Origin of the sequence: Niallia taxi, assembly GCF_004005475.1 — a bacterium.
GTDB classification, from domain to species: Bacteria; Bacillota; Bacilli; order Bacillales; family Cytobacillaceae; genus Niallia; species Niallia taxi.
In genome coordinates this window covers 593,128-608,740 of sequence record NZ_RZTZ01000001.1, presented here as the reverse complement: position 1 = coordinate 608,740, position 15,613 = coordinate 593,128, and the positions used below count along the sequence as shown (strand labels likewise).

The following is a 15,613-nucleotide window of genomic DNA, read 5'->3' as shown; positions in this document are numbered from 1 at the left end:
ATGGAAACGATTACTTTGACAACAGCACAAGCACTGGTCAAGTTTTTGAATCAGCAGTATATCCATGTTGATGGAAAGGAATTTCCTTTCGTCGAAGGTATTTTTAATGTATTTGGGCACGGCAATGTTTTAGGAATCGGTCAAGCGCTCGAACAAGACCCAGGGCATTTAAAAGTTATCCAAGGGAAAAACGAACAAGGCATGGCACATGCAGCAATTGCCTACAGTAAACAAATGCTCAGACAGAAGATATTTGCTGTTTCCACATCTTCTGGACCAGGCTCCGCCAATGTTATTACAGCAGCAGCTACAGCACATGCAAATAACATTCCTGTATTGTTTATCCCTGCAGACACTTTTGCATCCAGACAGCCAGACCCTGTTTTGCAGCAAATGGAGCAAGAATACAGCATTGCTGTCACAACAAATGATGCATTTTTGCCTGTTTCCCGCTACTGGGACCGTATCACTCGTCCAGAACAGCTAATGTCTAGTTTACTTCGCGCTTTTGAAGTGATGACAGATCCTGGGAAGGCTGGCCCGGCAACAATTTGTATTGCTCAAGACGTAGAAGGAGAAGCATTCGATTACGATGTTAAGTTTTTTGAGAAAAGAGTTCATTATGTGGATCGGAAGGCTCCTCATGAGCGTGAGCTGGAAGGTGCTGTTAAGGCGATAAAATCCTCCAAAAAGCCGCTTATTTTAGTTGGGGGAGGCGCTAAATATTCAGAGGCGAGGGAAAGCTTGATTGCATTTTCAGAAAAATTCAATGTCCCCCTTGTTGAAACACAGGCGGGTAAGTCAACTGTGGAAAGTGATTTCAAAAATAATTTGGGCGGAATGGGGATTACTGGGACACTTGCAGCGAATAAAGCAGCAAAAGAAGCAGATTTAATTATCGGGATTGGTACAAGATATACAGATTTTGCGACATCCTCAAAAACTGCTTTTGATTTTGCTTCAGCTAAATTTTTAAATATTAATGTCAGCAGAATGCAAACATACAAGTTCGATGCATTTCAAGTTGTAGCTGACGCGAAAACAACGCTTGACCGCTTAATCCCGCTGCTTGACGGTTATGAAAGTGACTTTGGAAGCAGAATCGGCGTGTTAAAAGAAGAGTGGCTGACAGAAAGAGAGCGCTTAGGACGTGTTGAATTCAGCCGCGAAGGCTTCAACCCTGAAATCAAAAATCACTTTACACAAGAAATACTGAATGAATATGCGGATGCATTAAACACAGAGTTAGCACAAACAACAGCGTTGCTAACCATTAATGACACGGTAGAAAAAGACAGCACGGTTATTTGTTCAGCAGGTTCTCTGCCAGGCGACTTGCAGCGCTTATGGCATTCAAGTACACCGAATACGTATCATCTTGAATACGGATATTCATGCATGGGCTATGAAATTTCAGGAGCACTTGGTGTTAAATTAGCAGATCCTTCAAAAGAAGTTTATTCCTTTGTCGGAGATGGCAGCTTCCTTATGCTTCATTCTGAACTTATTACCTCCTTGCAATATAAGCAAAAAATCAATGTTCTTCTGTTTGATAATTCAGGCTGGGGCTGTATAAACAACCTGCAAATGGATCATGGCAGTGGCAGCTTCGATTGTGAGTTCCGCACTGCAGATAACCAGATTATGAATATTGACTACGCTAAAGTAGCAGAAGGTTACGGAGCAAAAGTTTATCGAGCAAACACAGTTGAGGATTTAAAAGCAGCGTTAGAGGATGCGAAGAAACAGGATATTTCTACATTGATTGAAATGAAAGTGCTGCCAAAGACAATGACAGATGGCTATGACAGCTGGTGGAATGTTGGTGTAGCGGAAGCCTCCAATAGCGAAAGTGTTCAAAAAGCTAACGACTCAAGGAAAGCGAAACTTCAAGAAGCAAAACAATATTAAAAGGGGAGAATGGGGATGGGGACTCAAATATTATGGGGGATTGCACCGATAGGCTGGCGCAATGATGATATTCCCGAAATTGGTGCCGGTAATACATTGCAGCACTTGTTAAGTGATATTGTAGTTGCAGGTTTTCAAGGAACAGAAGTAGGTGGATTTTTTCCAGAACCAACCATTTTGAATAAAGAGCTTAGCTTGCGAAAATTGAAGATAGCAGGAAAATGGTTCTCAAGCTTCATCATCAGAGATGGAATAGAATCGGCAAAAGCAGCTTTTCATGAGCATTGCAAATACTTGCAGGAGGTCCATGCAGCTGTTGCGGTTGTCTCTGAACAGACACACAGTGTGCAAGGAACCTCGGAGAACGTATTTACAACAAAGCCTCACTTTACAGAGCAAGAATGGAGCCTGTTATGTACGGGGTTAAATGAACTGGGAAAAATTGCCGAAGCATACCAATTAAAGCTCGTCTATCATCATCATATGGGAACTGGTGTACAGACATTGGCAGAAATAGACCGTTTAATGGATAATACTGATGCAAATCATGTTCACCTTTTGTATGATACTGGCCACATTTATGTTTCTGACGGAGATTATATGACATTACTCGTCAAGCACAGAAACCGTATCAAGCATGTCCATTTTAAAGACGTCAGAGAAAGTGAGCGTACTGCATGCAGCAATGAAGGCTTATCTTTTCTACAATCCTTCCTCCGTGGAATGTTTACAGTACCTGGGGATGGCTGTATTGATTTCACGGAAGTATATGCTTATTTGCTGAAAACTGATTACAGCGGCTGGATTGTCATTGAAGCTGAGCAAGATCCAGCTATCGCTAACCCTTTGGAATATGCCCTTATTGCCAGAAATTATATTGACCAGAACTTGCTTGTCCAAACATACAAGGAAGAGGGGAATGTTGTATGACTTCAAGCGGGGAGCCTCATAAAAAACATTTAAAGAAAATTACTTTAATCTCTACATTCGGAGGGCTGCTGTTCGGTTACGACACAGGCGTTATAAATGGGGCCCTCCCCTTTATGTCAGAAGCGGATCAGCTTAACTTAACTCCATTTACAGAAGGTCTTGTCACGAGTTCACTCTTGTTTGGAGCTGCTTTTGGGGCGATGTTTGGGGGGAGATTGTCTGACCATCATGGCCGACGGAAGAATATTCTATATCTCGCAATCTTGTTTATCATTGCGACATTAGGCTGTACCTTTGCACCAAGTGTTGAATTAATGGTTACCTTCCGCTTCATTTTAGGTCTTGCTGTCGGAGGTGCATCCGTAACCGTTCCTGCTTTCCTTGCAGAAATGTCGCCTGCTGAAAACAGAGGCAGAATGGTAACGCAGAATGAATTGATGATTGTATCAGGACAGCTGCTCGCGTTCACTTTCAATGCCATCTTAGGAAACACACTCGGCGATACGGCTCATGTTTGGAGATACATGCTTGTAATAGCATCACTTCCTGCAGTATTTTTATGGTTTGGAATGCTCATTGTCCCGGAAAGTCCGCGCTGGCTTGCCTCTAAAGGCCGACTTGGCGATGCACTCCGCGTGCTGCAAAAGGTAAGGGCAGAGGCTAGAGCACAAGCAGAGCTGAAAGAAATTGAGAAATCATTATCAGATCAGTCACAAATGAAAAAAGCAACTTTTAAAGACCTGAATGTTCCGTGGGTCCGAAGAATTGTGTTTATCGGATTGGGAATTGCTGTTGTACAGCAAATAACAGGTGTTAACTCCATTATGTATTATGGAACAGAAATATTAAAGGATGCCGGTTTTGAGACAAGAGCAGCATTAATAGGTAATATTGCAAACGGTGTCATATCTGTTGTTGCTACATTTGTTGGAATTTGGCTACTCGGTCGGGTCGGCCGCCGTCCAATGTTGATTACAGGCCAAATCGGCACAACCATTGCATTGCTGCTAATCGGAATCTTTTCTCTTACTATGGAAGGATCACCAGCACTTCCATATATCGTTCTATCCTTAACTGTAACATTTTTAGCCTTCCAGCAAGGTGCTATCTCACCAGTGACATGGTTAATGCTGTCAGAGATATTCCCACAAAGACTCAGAGGGCTTGGCATGGGTGTAACAGTGTTTTGTCTTTGGATTACGAACTTCCTTGTCGGTTTGCTGTTCCCAGTATTGATGGCAGGAATTGGCTTATCAACGACATTCTTTGTTTTTGTTGGTCTTGGCATTCTAGCGATTTTATTTGTTAAAAAGTATTTGCCAGAAACGAAGGACCGCACACTAGAGCAATTAGAAGAAGACTTCCGCAATTATGGGAAGAACAGCGCAGACGATGCAATACCGGAAGCAAAGTAAGGTATAAGAAGGAATTTTGTAAGCGGATTCTAGTATGAATATAACTATATAAACAGAAAGAGGATGAGAGCTATGACATTAAATATTGGAGTAATCGGAACAGGTGCGATTGGACGGGAACATATAAAAAGGATCACAAATACATTGTCAGGCGGGAAGATAGTCGCTGTTACGGATGTAAATCAAGAGTCGGCAAAACAAGCAGTTGAGCAATATGGATTGGATGCTGCAGTTTATCCTGATGATGTCTCTTTAGTTGCTGCAAATGATGTGGATGCTGTATTTGTAACAAGCTGGGGACCTGCACATGAAGCAAGTGTGCTTGCGGCAATTGCTGCTGGTAAGTACGTATTCTGTGAAAAGCCGTTGGCAACAACTGCAGAAGGCTGCATGAGAATAGTCGAAGCAGAAATGAAGCATGGCAAACGCTTAGTTCAGGTTGGCTTTATGCGCCGATATGATAGCGGTTATGTTCAGCTGAAAGAAGCAATTGACAATAAGTTTATTGGTGAACCATTGTTGATCCATTGCGCTCACCGCAACCCAGAGGTTAATGAAATGTATACGACAGACATGGCGATCTCAGATACGCTAGTACATGAGATTGATGTCCTTCATTGGTTGGTAGATGATGACTATAAATCGGTACAAGTACTATTCCCAAGAAAATCAAAATATGCACATGATAACTTAAGAGACCCGCAAATCGTCATCTTGGAAACACATTCCGGCATTATCATCAATGTTGAAATCTCTGTTAATTGCCAGTATGGATACGATATTCAGTGTGAGGTTGTAGGAGAAGACGGAATTGTAAAGCTTCCTGAATTCCAAAGCATCACATATCGCAAAAATGCTACATTAGGTTCCAATATATTAGTAGATTGGAAGCAGCGCTTTCTTGATGCATATGATGCAGAGCTACAGGACTTTATGGATTCTATTAAAACAACTGGTGAGCCGAATGGACCGACAGCATGGGATGGCTATATTGCACAAGTAACAGCAGATGCTTGTGTGAAGTCCCAACAATCCGGCGGCAAGGAAGAAGTTGTGTTAGCAGATAAACCTGATTTCTATAAAAAAGGATTAGAGACTGCAAGTCTATAATTTATAGGAAGGGGGCTTCCCCCTTCTAGGTGCATTCTTTTAAATTACAAAGGGAAGAGGTTAAATACATGAGATTAGCATATGATCCATCACATTTTCGCGATAACACAGGGTTAAAGGAAACAATCGACAATGTAGCAAGACTTGGCTACGAATATGTGGAGCTATCCCCGCGCAAGGACTTCATTTGGTTCTACGAATATCCAAAAGTTGATAAGCAGCTGATTAAGGATTTAAAGAGATATTGCTCAGATGCAGGCGTGAAAATTTCCTCTGTTTTGCCTGTCCAGCAATGGTCTTCCCCAAATGAACTAGAACGCCAGGCTGCAGTAAGAAACTGGAAGCGATGCATTGAAATTACGTCAGATTTGGGCGTTGATTTAATGAATAGTGAATTTGCCGGCGATAAAACACGTCCAACAGAAAGTGAAGCATCCTTTATTCGCTCTATGGATGAGCTAATGCCTATTTTTGAAAAGGAAGGTATTGCACTTAATCTGCAATCACATCCACATGACTTTATTGAACTGAATATTGAGGCAGTCCGCATGATTCGTGCATTGGATAAGGATTGGATTAAATTAGTTTATTCTGTGGCACATGCCTTCTTCTATGATGATGGCATCGGCGATATCGGAAAACAACTTGATGAAGCAAAGGACTTGTTGGCGCATGTATTGATTGCTGACACACTTAATCATAAAGCTGCCTTTGGATTACGCTATATTGTGAATCCACCGAATGCAAATGTGACTGTTCACCAGCATTTAAATCCGGGTGAAGGGGAAATTGACTTTGATACATTATACCGTAAGCTGAGAGAATTCAACTTCAACGGCATTGTTACAAACTCTGTTTTTGCATACCCAGATAAACCAGACTGGTCCAATGAAGTGACATTAAATTCGATTAAACAAGGCTTAGGTTTATCAGCAGTTAAATAAGGAGGATTGTCATTATGAAAATAGGGTTAAATCAAGGGACAACATTAGAGAACTCTAGCTTGGAAAAGGACTTAGAGCTTTGTGAGAAATATGGCTATGACTATATTGAAATTAGATCAATCGATCAATTAAAAGACTACTTAAAAACACATTCACTGGAGGATTTAGCTGCATACTTCCAAACACATCATATCAAGCCATTGTCATTAAATGCGCTAGTATTCTTCAATAACCGTACAGAAGAGGAATATGCAGCATTGCGTGAAGAGTTTAAGGAAATGCTTGAAATTGCTAAAGTAATTGACTGCAAGAATATTGTTGTAGTACCGTTTGTTTCCGAACAGAAGATTCTGCGTAAAGACATTATCAAAAGCAGTGTCGAGACGTTAAGAGATTTGTCTGACTTGGCAGAGCCGTATGGAGTGAAGCTCGCAATTGAATTTATCGGCCATCCACATGCGACTATTAATACATTGGAATTTGCCAATCAAGTAGTAAAGGAAGTAGACAGACACAATGTTGGTATCGTATTTGACACCTTCCAATACTATGCAATGAATTCAACGCTAGAAAGCTTGGAAAACACAGATCCTGCAAAAATATTTATCTTCCATATTAATGATGTTGAAGATTATCAGCCTGGTATTTTAATGGATGTTGATCGTGTGTATCCTGGACACGGTGCTATTGACTTGGATAGCATTCTTGCCATTTTAAAAGACAAGGGTGTAGACCATGTATCTGTTGAATTATTCCGACCAGAATATTATCAGCTTGATGCAGAAGAAGTAATCAAAACGGCAAAGGAAACAACAATGCAAGTGATTTCAAAGCATTTTGAAGTGGAGAAGGCTCTGTAAAGATTCTTGTGTAAAAAGAAGAATGGAGGTGTAGCAATGGCGATTGTTTCCATGCATGATATGTTGAGAAAAGCGAAGGAAGAAAAGTATGCTGTCGGTCAATATAATATGAACAGCTTTCAGTGGGTTCAAGCAATATTGCAGGCAGCACAAGATGAGCAAGCACCTGTCATTGTTGCCGCTTCTGATAGATTAGTTGATTATTTAGGAGGCTTTAAAATAATTGCAGCAGGTGTGTCTGCATTAGTGGAAGAACTGGAAATTACAGTACCTGTAGCCCTCCATTTAGATCACGGCAATAGTGTGGCAAGATGCAAGCAGGCGATAGATGCGGGATTTAGCTCTGTTATGATTGACGGCTCTCATTCACCTCTAGCAGAAAATATTAGAATGACAAAAGAAGTCGTCGAATATGCGAGAAACTTCGGGGTTTCCGTTGAAGCAGAGGTAGGAACTGTCGGTGGAAATGAGGATGGATTAATCGGAGGAATCTCCTATGCAGACCCAGATGAGTGCTTGCAGTTAGTCAATGAAACAGGGATTGACGCCCTCGCAGCAGCATTAGGATCTGTTCACGGACCGTATAAAGGAGAGCCGGTCCTTGGTTTTAAGGAGATGGAGCATATTTCCAGAATTACGAATGTACCGCTAGTTCTGCATGGTGGTTCCGGTATTCCACTGCATCAAATCCAAAAATCAATTGAACTAGGTCATGCTAAAATCAACGTAAACACAGAATGTCTGCAAGCTTGGGCTCAGGCCGTGCGTCAAAATCTTATTCAGGATGCTAAGGTATATGATGCAAGAACAATTCTTGCACCAGGTCAAGCAGCGATTATAGCAACAGTGAAAAACAAAATCCAAGACTTCAGAACAAGCCGAAAAGCGATAAAGCTTGAGGCATAACTACAAGTAAATATTGGATGAAAAAAAAGCTTATTGTGAAACCTAATCACAATAAGCTTTTTTGCTTTGTCAGTGGAAAACGAAAATGAAAACGCATTATTTTTTAATTGACAACATGTATATACATGTTATCATTAAAGTATAACCTGTATATACAGGATTCATAACGTAAATAATGGCGGTGTTTATAGATGAATACAACGTGGTGGGAAAAGGCAGTAGTATATCAAATTTATCCAAAAAGCTTTAATGATACTACCGGTAGCGGTGTTGGTGATATTCAAGGGATTGTCGAAAAACTGGATTATTTAAATAAGCTTGGTGTAGATGTTATATGGCTTACACCAATTTATGCTTCTCCTCAAAAGGATAATGGCTATGATATTAGTGATTATTTCTCCATTCATCCTGAATACGGTACAATGGACGACTTTAATCACTTATTAGGTGAAGCCCATAAAAAAGGGATTAAAGTCATTATGGATATTGTCGTCAACCATACATCTACAGAGCATGAATGGTTCAAACAAGCAGCATCATCCAAAGATAATCCGTACCGAAACTATTATATTTGGAAAGATGGCAAGGAAGATGGAAGTGAGCCGAATAATTGGCAATCGAAATTCGGCGGAAATGCATGGCAATATGATGATAAAACAGGCCAATACTATCTTCATTTATTTGATGTCACACAGGCTGATTTAAACTGGGAGAATGAAGAGCTGCGCCAAAAAGTTTACGATATGATGAATTTTTGGTTCGAAAAAGGGATTGATGGATTCAGACTTGATGTCATTAACTTAATTTCAAAGAATCAACAGTTCCCTGATGACTTTGTTGGTGATGGAAGAAAATATTATACTGACGGACCAAAAGTCCATGAATATATTCATGAGATGAACAAGGAAGTATTCTCTAAATATGATTCCCTGACGGTTGGTGAAATGTCGTCCACAACATTGGAGCATTGCATTCAATATACAAACCCAGAAAGAGAAGAACTTAGCATGACCTTTAACTTTCACCATTTAAAGGTTGACTATCCAAATGGTGAAAAGTGGGCGTTAGGTGAGATGGATTTCTTTTCCTTAAAGGAAATATTATCGAATTGGCAGATTGGCATGAATACTGGCGGAGGCTGGAATGCTCTGTTCTGGTGTAACCATGACCAACCGCGGGTTGTTTCAAGATATGGAAATGATAAGGAATACCATAAGGAATCAGCAAAAATGCTAGCAACAGTTATTCACATGATGCAGGGTACTCCATATATTTATCAAGGTGAAGAATTTGGCATGACAGACCCTAAATTTAATTCTATTGAAGAATACCGTGATGTTGAATCAATTAATATGTTTCAAATTTTAAAACAAACGGGAAAAACAGAAGAGGAAATATTAGAAATCTTAAGGCGAAAATCTCGTGATAACTCAAGAACTCCTGTACAATGGAACAAAGAGGCAAATGCAGGCTTCACCTCAGGCACACCATGGATCAATACAGCGAGAAACTATCAAGAAATAAATGCAGAAGCTGCCTTAAAGGATTCAGATTCGATTTTCTATCATTATCAAAAGTTAATATCCTTGAGAAAAGAGTATGATATTGTCACAAACGGCAATTATGAGCTATTGCTTCCAGAGGATCCTCAAATCTTTGCATATGTACGTTCAGTTGGTGCAGAAAAGCTGATTGTAATCAACAACTTTTATGAAACACCATGTAAATTTGAGCTGCCAGCACATGTAGATGTTGATGGTTATTCCACAAGCATACTAATATCAAACTACTCTGACTCAAAAGCGGATTTGCAGAAAATAGAATTGCGTCCATACGAATCAATTGTATTTCACTTGCAAAAATAAGCTGCGTAAAACATGGAGGTGCCACGATGTTTAAAAACTTGTTCAAGAAAAATCAATCAAACTCTGAGGAAAGTAAGTTTATCCTGCCATTAGAAGGGAAGCTCCTTCCTATCGAGGAAGTGCCAGATCCAGTCTTTTCGCAAAAAATGATGGGCGACGGTGCAGCAATAGATCCAACAAATGGTACGCTAATATCACCAGTTGATGGACAGGTTGTCAACATATTCCCAACAAAACATGCTATAAGCTTAATGGACAATAACGGAAGAGAAATCCTAATTCATGTTGGATTAGATACTGTTACGTTAAAGGGTGAAGGCTTTACATCACATGTTGAAGATGGACAAAAGGTGAAACAAGGCCAAAAGCTGATGGATATTGACTTTGAAGCAATTAAAGATAAAGTTCCTTCCATCATTACACCAATCATCTTCACAAACCTGAAAGAAAACGAAAAAGTAGTAATTGAAAACAACGAAATAAAAATTGTTTGAATATGAGGGCATGGAGGATTTCTCCATGTCTTTTTTGTATTCCAATTCGCCTCACATGACAGTATGAAACGTGTTCGTATATACTTATTTTAAAATAGAGTTAACAAAGAGGAGTGGCGTATGAAAAGCATCTTGTTTGATTTGCATACACATCATGACAGATGTGGTCATGCAATCGGAAAAATGGAAGAATACATTAAGTCAGGCATCGACAAAGGGCTTCATTATATTGGTATCTCAGATCATTCACCTTTGTTTTTCCATGAGGATGACAGGCCATTTCCCCGCTATTCCATGGCAAAAAGTGAGTTTGTGCATTATGTGGAGGAAGTGTTAAAGCTAAAGGAAGCTTATAAAGGAAAAATTGAGGTTCTGTTAGGAGTCGAAAGCGATTTCTACCCACACCATCTTCATTTATATACAAAAGAGTACGAGAAATATCCGTTTGACTATATCATTGGGTCTGTCCACTATGTGAACGGAAAAAGCATATTTGATAAGAGTAGATGGGATGTGCTGACAGAGGCACAGCGAATCAAAGAAAAAGAGGATTACTATCAATTAATTCAGGAATCGGCAAAAAGCGGTGTTTTTCAAATATTAGGGCATATTGATGCAATGAAAGGGTATTATCCGGCTTTTTCTGATATCCAAACACCAATCATTGATGAAACCCTTAAAATAATCGGCGAGTCAGGTGTCTCTATTGAGGTGAATACATCCGGAAAAATGAAAGCAGTTGGCGGCTGGTATCCCTCTGATGATATGCTTGAACGGGCTTTTTATTATAATGTCGACATAACATTCGGTTCAGATTCCCACAACCCAGAACGGATTGGGGATGATTTGTTTGAAGTACAAAAAAAGCTTAAGCAAATTGGCTATAAAGAAATGGTCTATTATGTAGGTCAAAAACGACAGACAGCACCGCTATAAAAAAAGGCATGCAGCAATGTTTAGCTGCATGCTTTTTTTATTCAAACGGGTAGCTTATACCCCATTGTTTCCGGACATCTGTCATGATTTCCATCACGTCAATACTTAATGGAAGTGTGGATTCCTGATCTTTGTCTGCAATAAACCTCTCTATATCTTCAATTTCATAATGAAGGGCTTTAGCGGTTTCTCCTGCTTCAACAGTTTCTTGTGTGCCATCTAAGTAATGGATGGTGGCAATATTTGCTCTTGGGAAGTCGGGAACGATAATATGGCCATTATCTCCGGCAATAATGCCAAGCTTTTGTGTTCTTGCTCTCATTGCAAGTGTTACGACAGCCATTTCCTCATCCTTGTTTTTCAATATGATTCCTGATTGCTCATCAACACCAGTTGTATACTTTTTAACTGTTGTCAATATCTCATCAGGCTGTGAGGAAAGGAAGGATCTGGCGAAAGAAAGAGCATATGTACCAATATCCAACAATGCTCCACCTGCAAGCTCCATATTGAAAAAACGATTTGTTGGATCATCCTCTTTTGAACTGCCAAACAATACATTTACCATTTTTAATTTGCCGATTTTTCCAGAGGATACTATTTCACGCAGCTTTTTATACAAAGGCATATGGTAAATAGTCATTGCTTCTGCCAATACAAGCTGTTTTTCCTTTGCCAGCTTAACAGCATCAAGCAGCTGTTCAGAACTGACAGTAATTGCTTTCTCACAAAAAACGTGTTTATTATTCTCGAGACTTTTCATGATGTATTCATAATGGTTAGAGTGTGGTGTTGCAATATAGACAACGTCGATACTGTCATCTTGGAGCATTTCATCATAATTACCATAAGCTTTTTGGATATTAAATTGTTCTGCAAATTGTTCCGCTTTTTCTAATGTGCGTGAACCAACTGCATATATGCTTCCATGAATGTCATGTAACGCCTTCGCAAAGTCAGCAGCAATGGACCCAGGTCCAAGTATAGCCCAATTCAATTGTTTCATATGGCCACCCCTTTAAATAGTCTAGTAGACGATTATTCCACATCAATGAATAATTCCCTATATTAGCCATTGTAAACCATTTTTCAAGTTATTTCCAACGTAGAAACTCAAAATTTAACGTAATATTATATCTACTCTATCGGAAAAATGCAAGAATATTAAATTATATAAAATGCTAATTATTCATTGTGAGATGGACGATAAAAAGAGTAGGGGAAATAAATATAAAATGAGGAGAGAAGGCATGAAATTAGTAAAAAACAGTAAAATTTCAATAAAAATATTAATGATTATTATATTCAGTGCCATATCATTAATTACAGTCGGTTTCTATGCAATCAACGGCATGAAAAATATGGCTGAAGGATCAGAGGCGATGTATAACGACCGTTTGATTCCTAACACTTGGGTATCTAAAATTGTAAGTGATGATCAAGCGTCAGATCGTTTTGTTTTGGAGCTGATGTTAAATGAGGATGATTCAAGAAACGAACAGCTTATTGAGATGTATAATAAAGAAGCAGATGAAATAAATCAATATGTAAGCAAATTAGAACAGCTTGATTTGTCAGCAGAAGAAAAATCAGCGCTTGAAAAGTATAAACAATCACTGACTGATATTAGCGATACGACAGGTGAGGCACTTGACTTAGCATTGGAAAACAAAAATGCGGAAGCGTATCGTCTTTATTCCCAAGAAGTTATCACAAAACGGGAAGAAATGACAGACCTGCTTGAATCATTACAGCAAGCTAATGAGGATCAAGCAAGTAAAATCGCTCAGGAAAATAAAGATAATTATAAGACAACGTTAGTAATCTCAATAAGCATCATTGCAGTGTTCTTATTGTTGTCAGTACTATTTGGTTTTTATATTTCGAGAACGATTGCAAATCCTATTAAGAAGCTAAAAAGTCTAATGGAAAAAGGCGAAAATGGTGATTTCTCTGAAAGAGCTGGTTATCAATCTAAGGATGAAATAGGCTCACTTTCTATCAGTTTCAATAGTATGGCTGATGGTATTAAAGAGCTTGTCGAAACAATCGGGGAAACATCTCAAGCGCTTGCTTCCTCATCAGAGCAGTTAAGTGCAAGCTCTGAGGAAAGCAGCAAAGCAAGCGAGCATATTTCTGAGACAATCCAGGAGCTTGCAGCAAGCTCAGAAAATCAAATGACGTTAATGGCATCAAGCTCTAAAGGAATTAATAATGTAACGGGAAGCACAGAAAGAATTTCAGCAAACGCAGAGAAGGTAGCAGCAACAGCTGAAAATACAGCAGAAGCCTCCAAAAAAGGTCTGCGAAATATTGAGGAAGTTACCACACAGATGAATTCTATTAATACAAATGTTGGCAATCTTTCTGTGTCGATAAATACATTAGAAGGCCGTATTAAGGAAATTGGTGAAATTACGAAGGCAATAACGGACATTTCATCACAAACTAATCTATTGGCCCTTAATGCAGCAATTGAGGCGGCAAGAGCAGGAGAACAAGGAAAAGGATTTGCTGTTGTTGCTGATGAAGTAAGAAAGCTTGCAGAGCAATCGTCCCAATCAGCAGAACAAATAACAAGCCTTATCAGCCAAATCCAAGTGGATACGAAAACCACTATTCAATCAATGTCCACTGCGAAAAATGAAGTAGATTTAGGTTTGAATATCGTGCAAAATGCAGGGAATTCCTTTGGAGAAATTGAAGTGTCTATTAATGACCTAGTAAACTTATTTGAAGAAGTTTTTGTTTCACTGAAGGAATTGAAGGATAATACAGATGTGATTAATGTATCTGTAATGGAAGTTAATAGCATGGCAGAGGAAGCAGCAGCAAATACAGAAAATGTGTCTGCGGCAACAGAAGAACAAGTGGCTTCTATGGAAGAAATCGCAGCATCGTCCTCCTCTCTTGCGAATCTTGCCGAAAGTCTGCAAGAACTTATTCGTAAATTTAAAGTGTAATATAGAGACTTCCTAAAAAAGGCAAAGAGAGATATCTCTTTGCCTTTTTTTATTTCCACATTATGTTTCTCAACGTAAGCGATAGCTCAAAATTAATCTGTTTTAAAGGAGCAATAATTGACAGGTCTGATAAAGCTCTTTGTTATAAATTTAATTATATAAAGCAAATAAATTATAGGGGGATATACAAATGACAAAATTACAGGCTCAAATTTGGCAGTTAAGAAAAAATTCCTTTGAAATTGGGCAGGAATATGGGCTTTTTTTAAAAAAGAACCCTAAAATTTTGGAAATTTATAAACAAGTGACAAAGCCTGAAATTGATATGCGAAACATGGAAGCAATCTATTTGGAGTTTGCTCCATACCTTCTGGAGGAGCTGCATGGTCTAGCGGATACACTGGAAGTCAGCCTAGCGGAAGCCTCTGCACTGTTCAGTGGTTATGATGTCCCGAAAACAAAGGCAATGGGCTGTACGACATGGATTCATAATGATGTATATACTAGAAACTACGATTTTTCTCCACTTTTATATGACGGGATTTTTTCTTTGATCCAATCTAAAAACAATTATGCATCAGCAGGATATAATTTGCAGCTAATTGGCAGACATGACGGCATAAATGAAAAAGGTCTTGCCATTGGTTTTCACTTTGTCAGTAATGACGGATACACAAAAGGAGTTTCCCCATGGATAAGCTGCAGAATGGTGCTTGATCAATGTGCCACTGTAGAGGAGGCTGTAAAATTATTAGAAAGAATTCCTCATGCCAATTGCTATAATTTTTCCATTGGAGATAAATTAGGGAATAAAGCTGCTGTGGAGACGAGTCCTGAAAAGGTAAAGGTTAGATTGGGGCAAGATTCACTTGCCTGTACCAATCATTTTATAACGGAAGCAATGTCTTGCAATAACCGTGCCAATATAGAGGGCTCACTTAAAAGGCAAAGGCATTTGGATGAATGGAGCTATCCTAATATGCAGCAGCAGGAGCTATTTGATTATTTCCGTGCAGACAGCTCTCCGCTGTTTTTTACTGATTATGACAACTTTTTTGGCACGCTTCATACCTTTTCCTATTCTTTTAAAGATCATTTCATTATGACGTGTCTTGCCGGAAGTGATAAGCCTCTTCTTGTGGATTTTAAAAAGTGGGTCGAAGGAGAAAATATTTCTGAAACAGTACTAATGGGAAATATGCCAAAAGCTTAGCTTCTGGAAATATTTTATATAAAAATATCTTATATATCTATTCAAAGGGAGGATATCAAGTTATGA

13 protein-coding genes are annotated in these 15,613 nt (G+C 39.1%); 12 read left to right on the top strand and 1 reads right to left on the bottom strand.

The features are described 5' to 3' along the window. The 10 genes from iolD to EM808_RS02915 all read left to right on the top strand — a co-directional run bounded on the left by iolD (position 1) and on the right by EM808_RS02915 (position 11,371). Positions 1-1,911 carry a 3D-(3,5/4)-trihydroxycyclohexane-1,2-dione acylhydrolase (decyclizing) gene (iolD, locus tag EM808_RS02960; protein ID WP_127735585.1) on the top strand — a complete coding sequence of 637 codons (1,911 nt, stop codon included), beginning with the start codon at positions 1-3 and terminating at the stop codon, positions 1,909-1,911. 15 nt (positions 1,912-1,926) lie between these two features. Then, positions 1,927-2,841 carry a myo-inosose-2 dehydratase gene (iolE, locus tag EM808_RS02955; RefSeq protein ID WP_127735582.1) on the top strand — a complete coding sequence of 305 codons (915 nt, stop codon included), beginning with the start codon at positions 1,927-1,929 and terminating at the stop codon, positions 2,839-2,841. Continuing rightward, on the top strand, positions 2,838-4,256 hold the full coding sequence (locus EM808_RS02950; protein WP_127735579.1) for a sugar porter family MFS transporter: 1,419 nt from the start codon (positions 2,838-2,840) through the stop codon (positions 4,254-4,256). The genes iolE and EM808_RS02950 overlap by 4 nt, the downstream gene beginning before the upstream one ends. A gap of 72 nt (positions 4,257-4,328) precedes the next feature. Further along, positions 4,329-5,366, top strand: coding sequence for a bifunctional inositol 2-dehydrogenase/D-chiro-inositol 1-dehydrogenase (gene iolG / locus EM808_RS02945; protein ID WP_127735577.1), 1,038 nt, complete (start codon positions 4,329-4,331; stop codon positions 5,364-5,366). 68 nt (positions 5,367-5,434) lie between these two features. After that, entirely contained in the window at positions 5,435-6,310 is an 876-nt protein-coding gene (locus EM808_RS02940) for a sugar phosphate isomerase/epimerase family protein (protein WP_127735574.1), read from the top strand. A 14-nt stretch (positions 6,311-6,324) separates the two neighbouring features. Next, a complete protein-coding gene (locus tag EM808_RS02935) occupies positions 6,325-7,170 on the top strand; it encodes a sugar phosphate isomerase/epimerase family protein (protein WP_127735571.1) in 846 nt (281 codons plus the stop codon). A gap of 36 nt (positions 7,171-7,206) precedes the next feature. Further along, entirely contained in the window at positions 7,207-8,076 is an 870-nt protein-coding gene (fba, locus tag EM808_RS02930; protein WP_127735569.1) for a class II fructose-1,6-bisphosphate aldolase, read from the top strand. A 191-nt stretch (positions 8,077-8,267) separates the two neighbouring features. Further along, complete coding sequence (treC, locus tag EM808_RS02925; RefSeq protein WP_127735566.1) at positions 8,268-9,941, top strand: alpha,alpha-phosphotrehalase; 1,674 nt, start codon at positions 8,268-8,270, stop codon at positions 9,939-9,941. A 26-nt stretch (positions 9,942-9,967) separates the two neighbouring features. Next, entirely contained in the window at positions 9,968-10,435 is a 468-nt protein-coding gene (locus EM808_RS02920) for a PTS sugar transporter subunit IIA (protein ID WP_127735563.1), read from the top strand. A gap of 129 nt (positions 10,436-10,564) precedes the next feature. Further along, entirely contained in the window at positions 10,565-11,371 is an 807-nt protein-coding gene (locus EM808_RS02915; RefSeq protein ID WP_127736692.1) for a histidinol-phosphatase, read from the top strand. A gap of 37 nt (positions 11,372-11,408) precedes the next feature. Here EM808_RS02915 and EM808_RS02910 read toward each other — a convergent pair whose 3' ends face one another. Next, on the bottom strand, positions 11,409-12,377 hold the full coding sequence (locus EM808_RS02910) for a Gfo/Idh/MocA family protein (RefSeq protein ID WP_127735561.1): 969 nt from the start codon (positions 12,375-12,377) through the stop codon (positions 11,409-11,411). 244 nt (positions 12,378-12,621) lie between these two features. Here EM808_RS02910 and EM808_RS02905 point away from each other — a divergent pair, with 244 nt between their 5' ends. Further along, positions 12,622-14,334, top strand: coding sequence for a methyl-accepting chemotaxis protein (locus EM808_RS02905; protein ID WP_164849560.1), 1,713 nt, complete (start codon positions 12,622-12,624; stop codon positions 14,332-14,334). 190 nt (positions 14,335-14,524) lie between these two features. Next, on the top strand, positions 14,525-15,547 hold the full coding sequence (locus EM808_RS02900; RefSeq protein WP_127735555.1) for a C45 family autoproteolytic acyltransferase/hydolase: 1,023 nt from the start codon (positions 14,525-14,527) through the stop codon (positions 15,545-15,547). Positions 15,548-15,613: the final 66 nt, after the last annotated feature.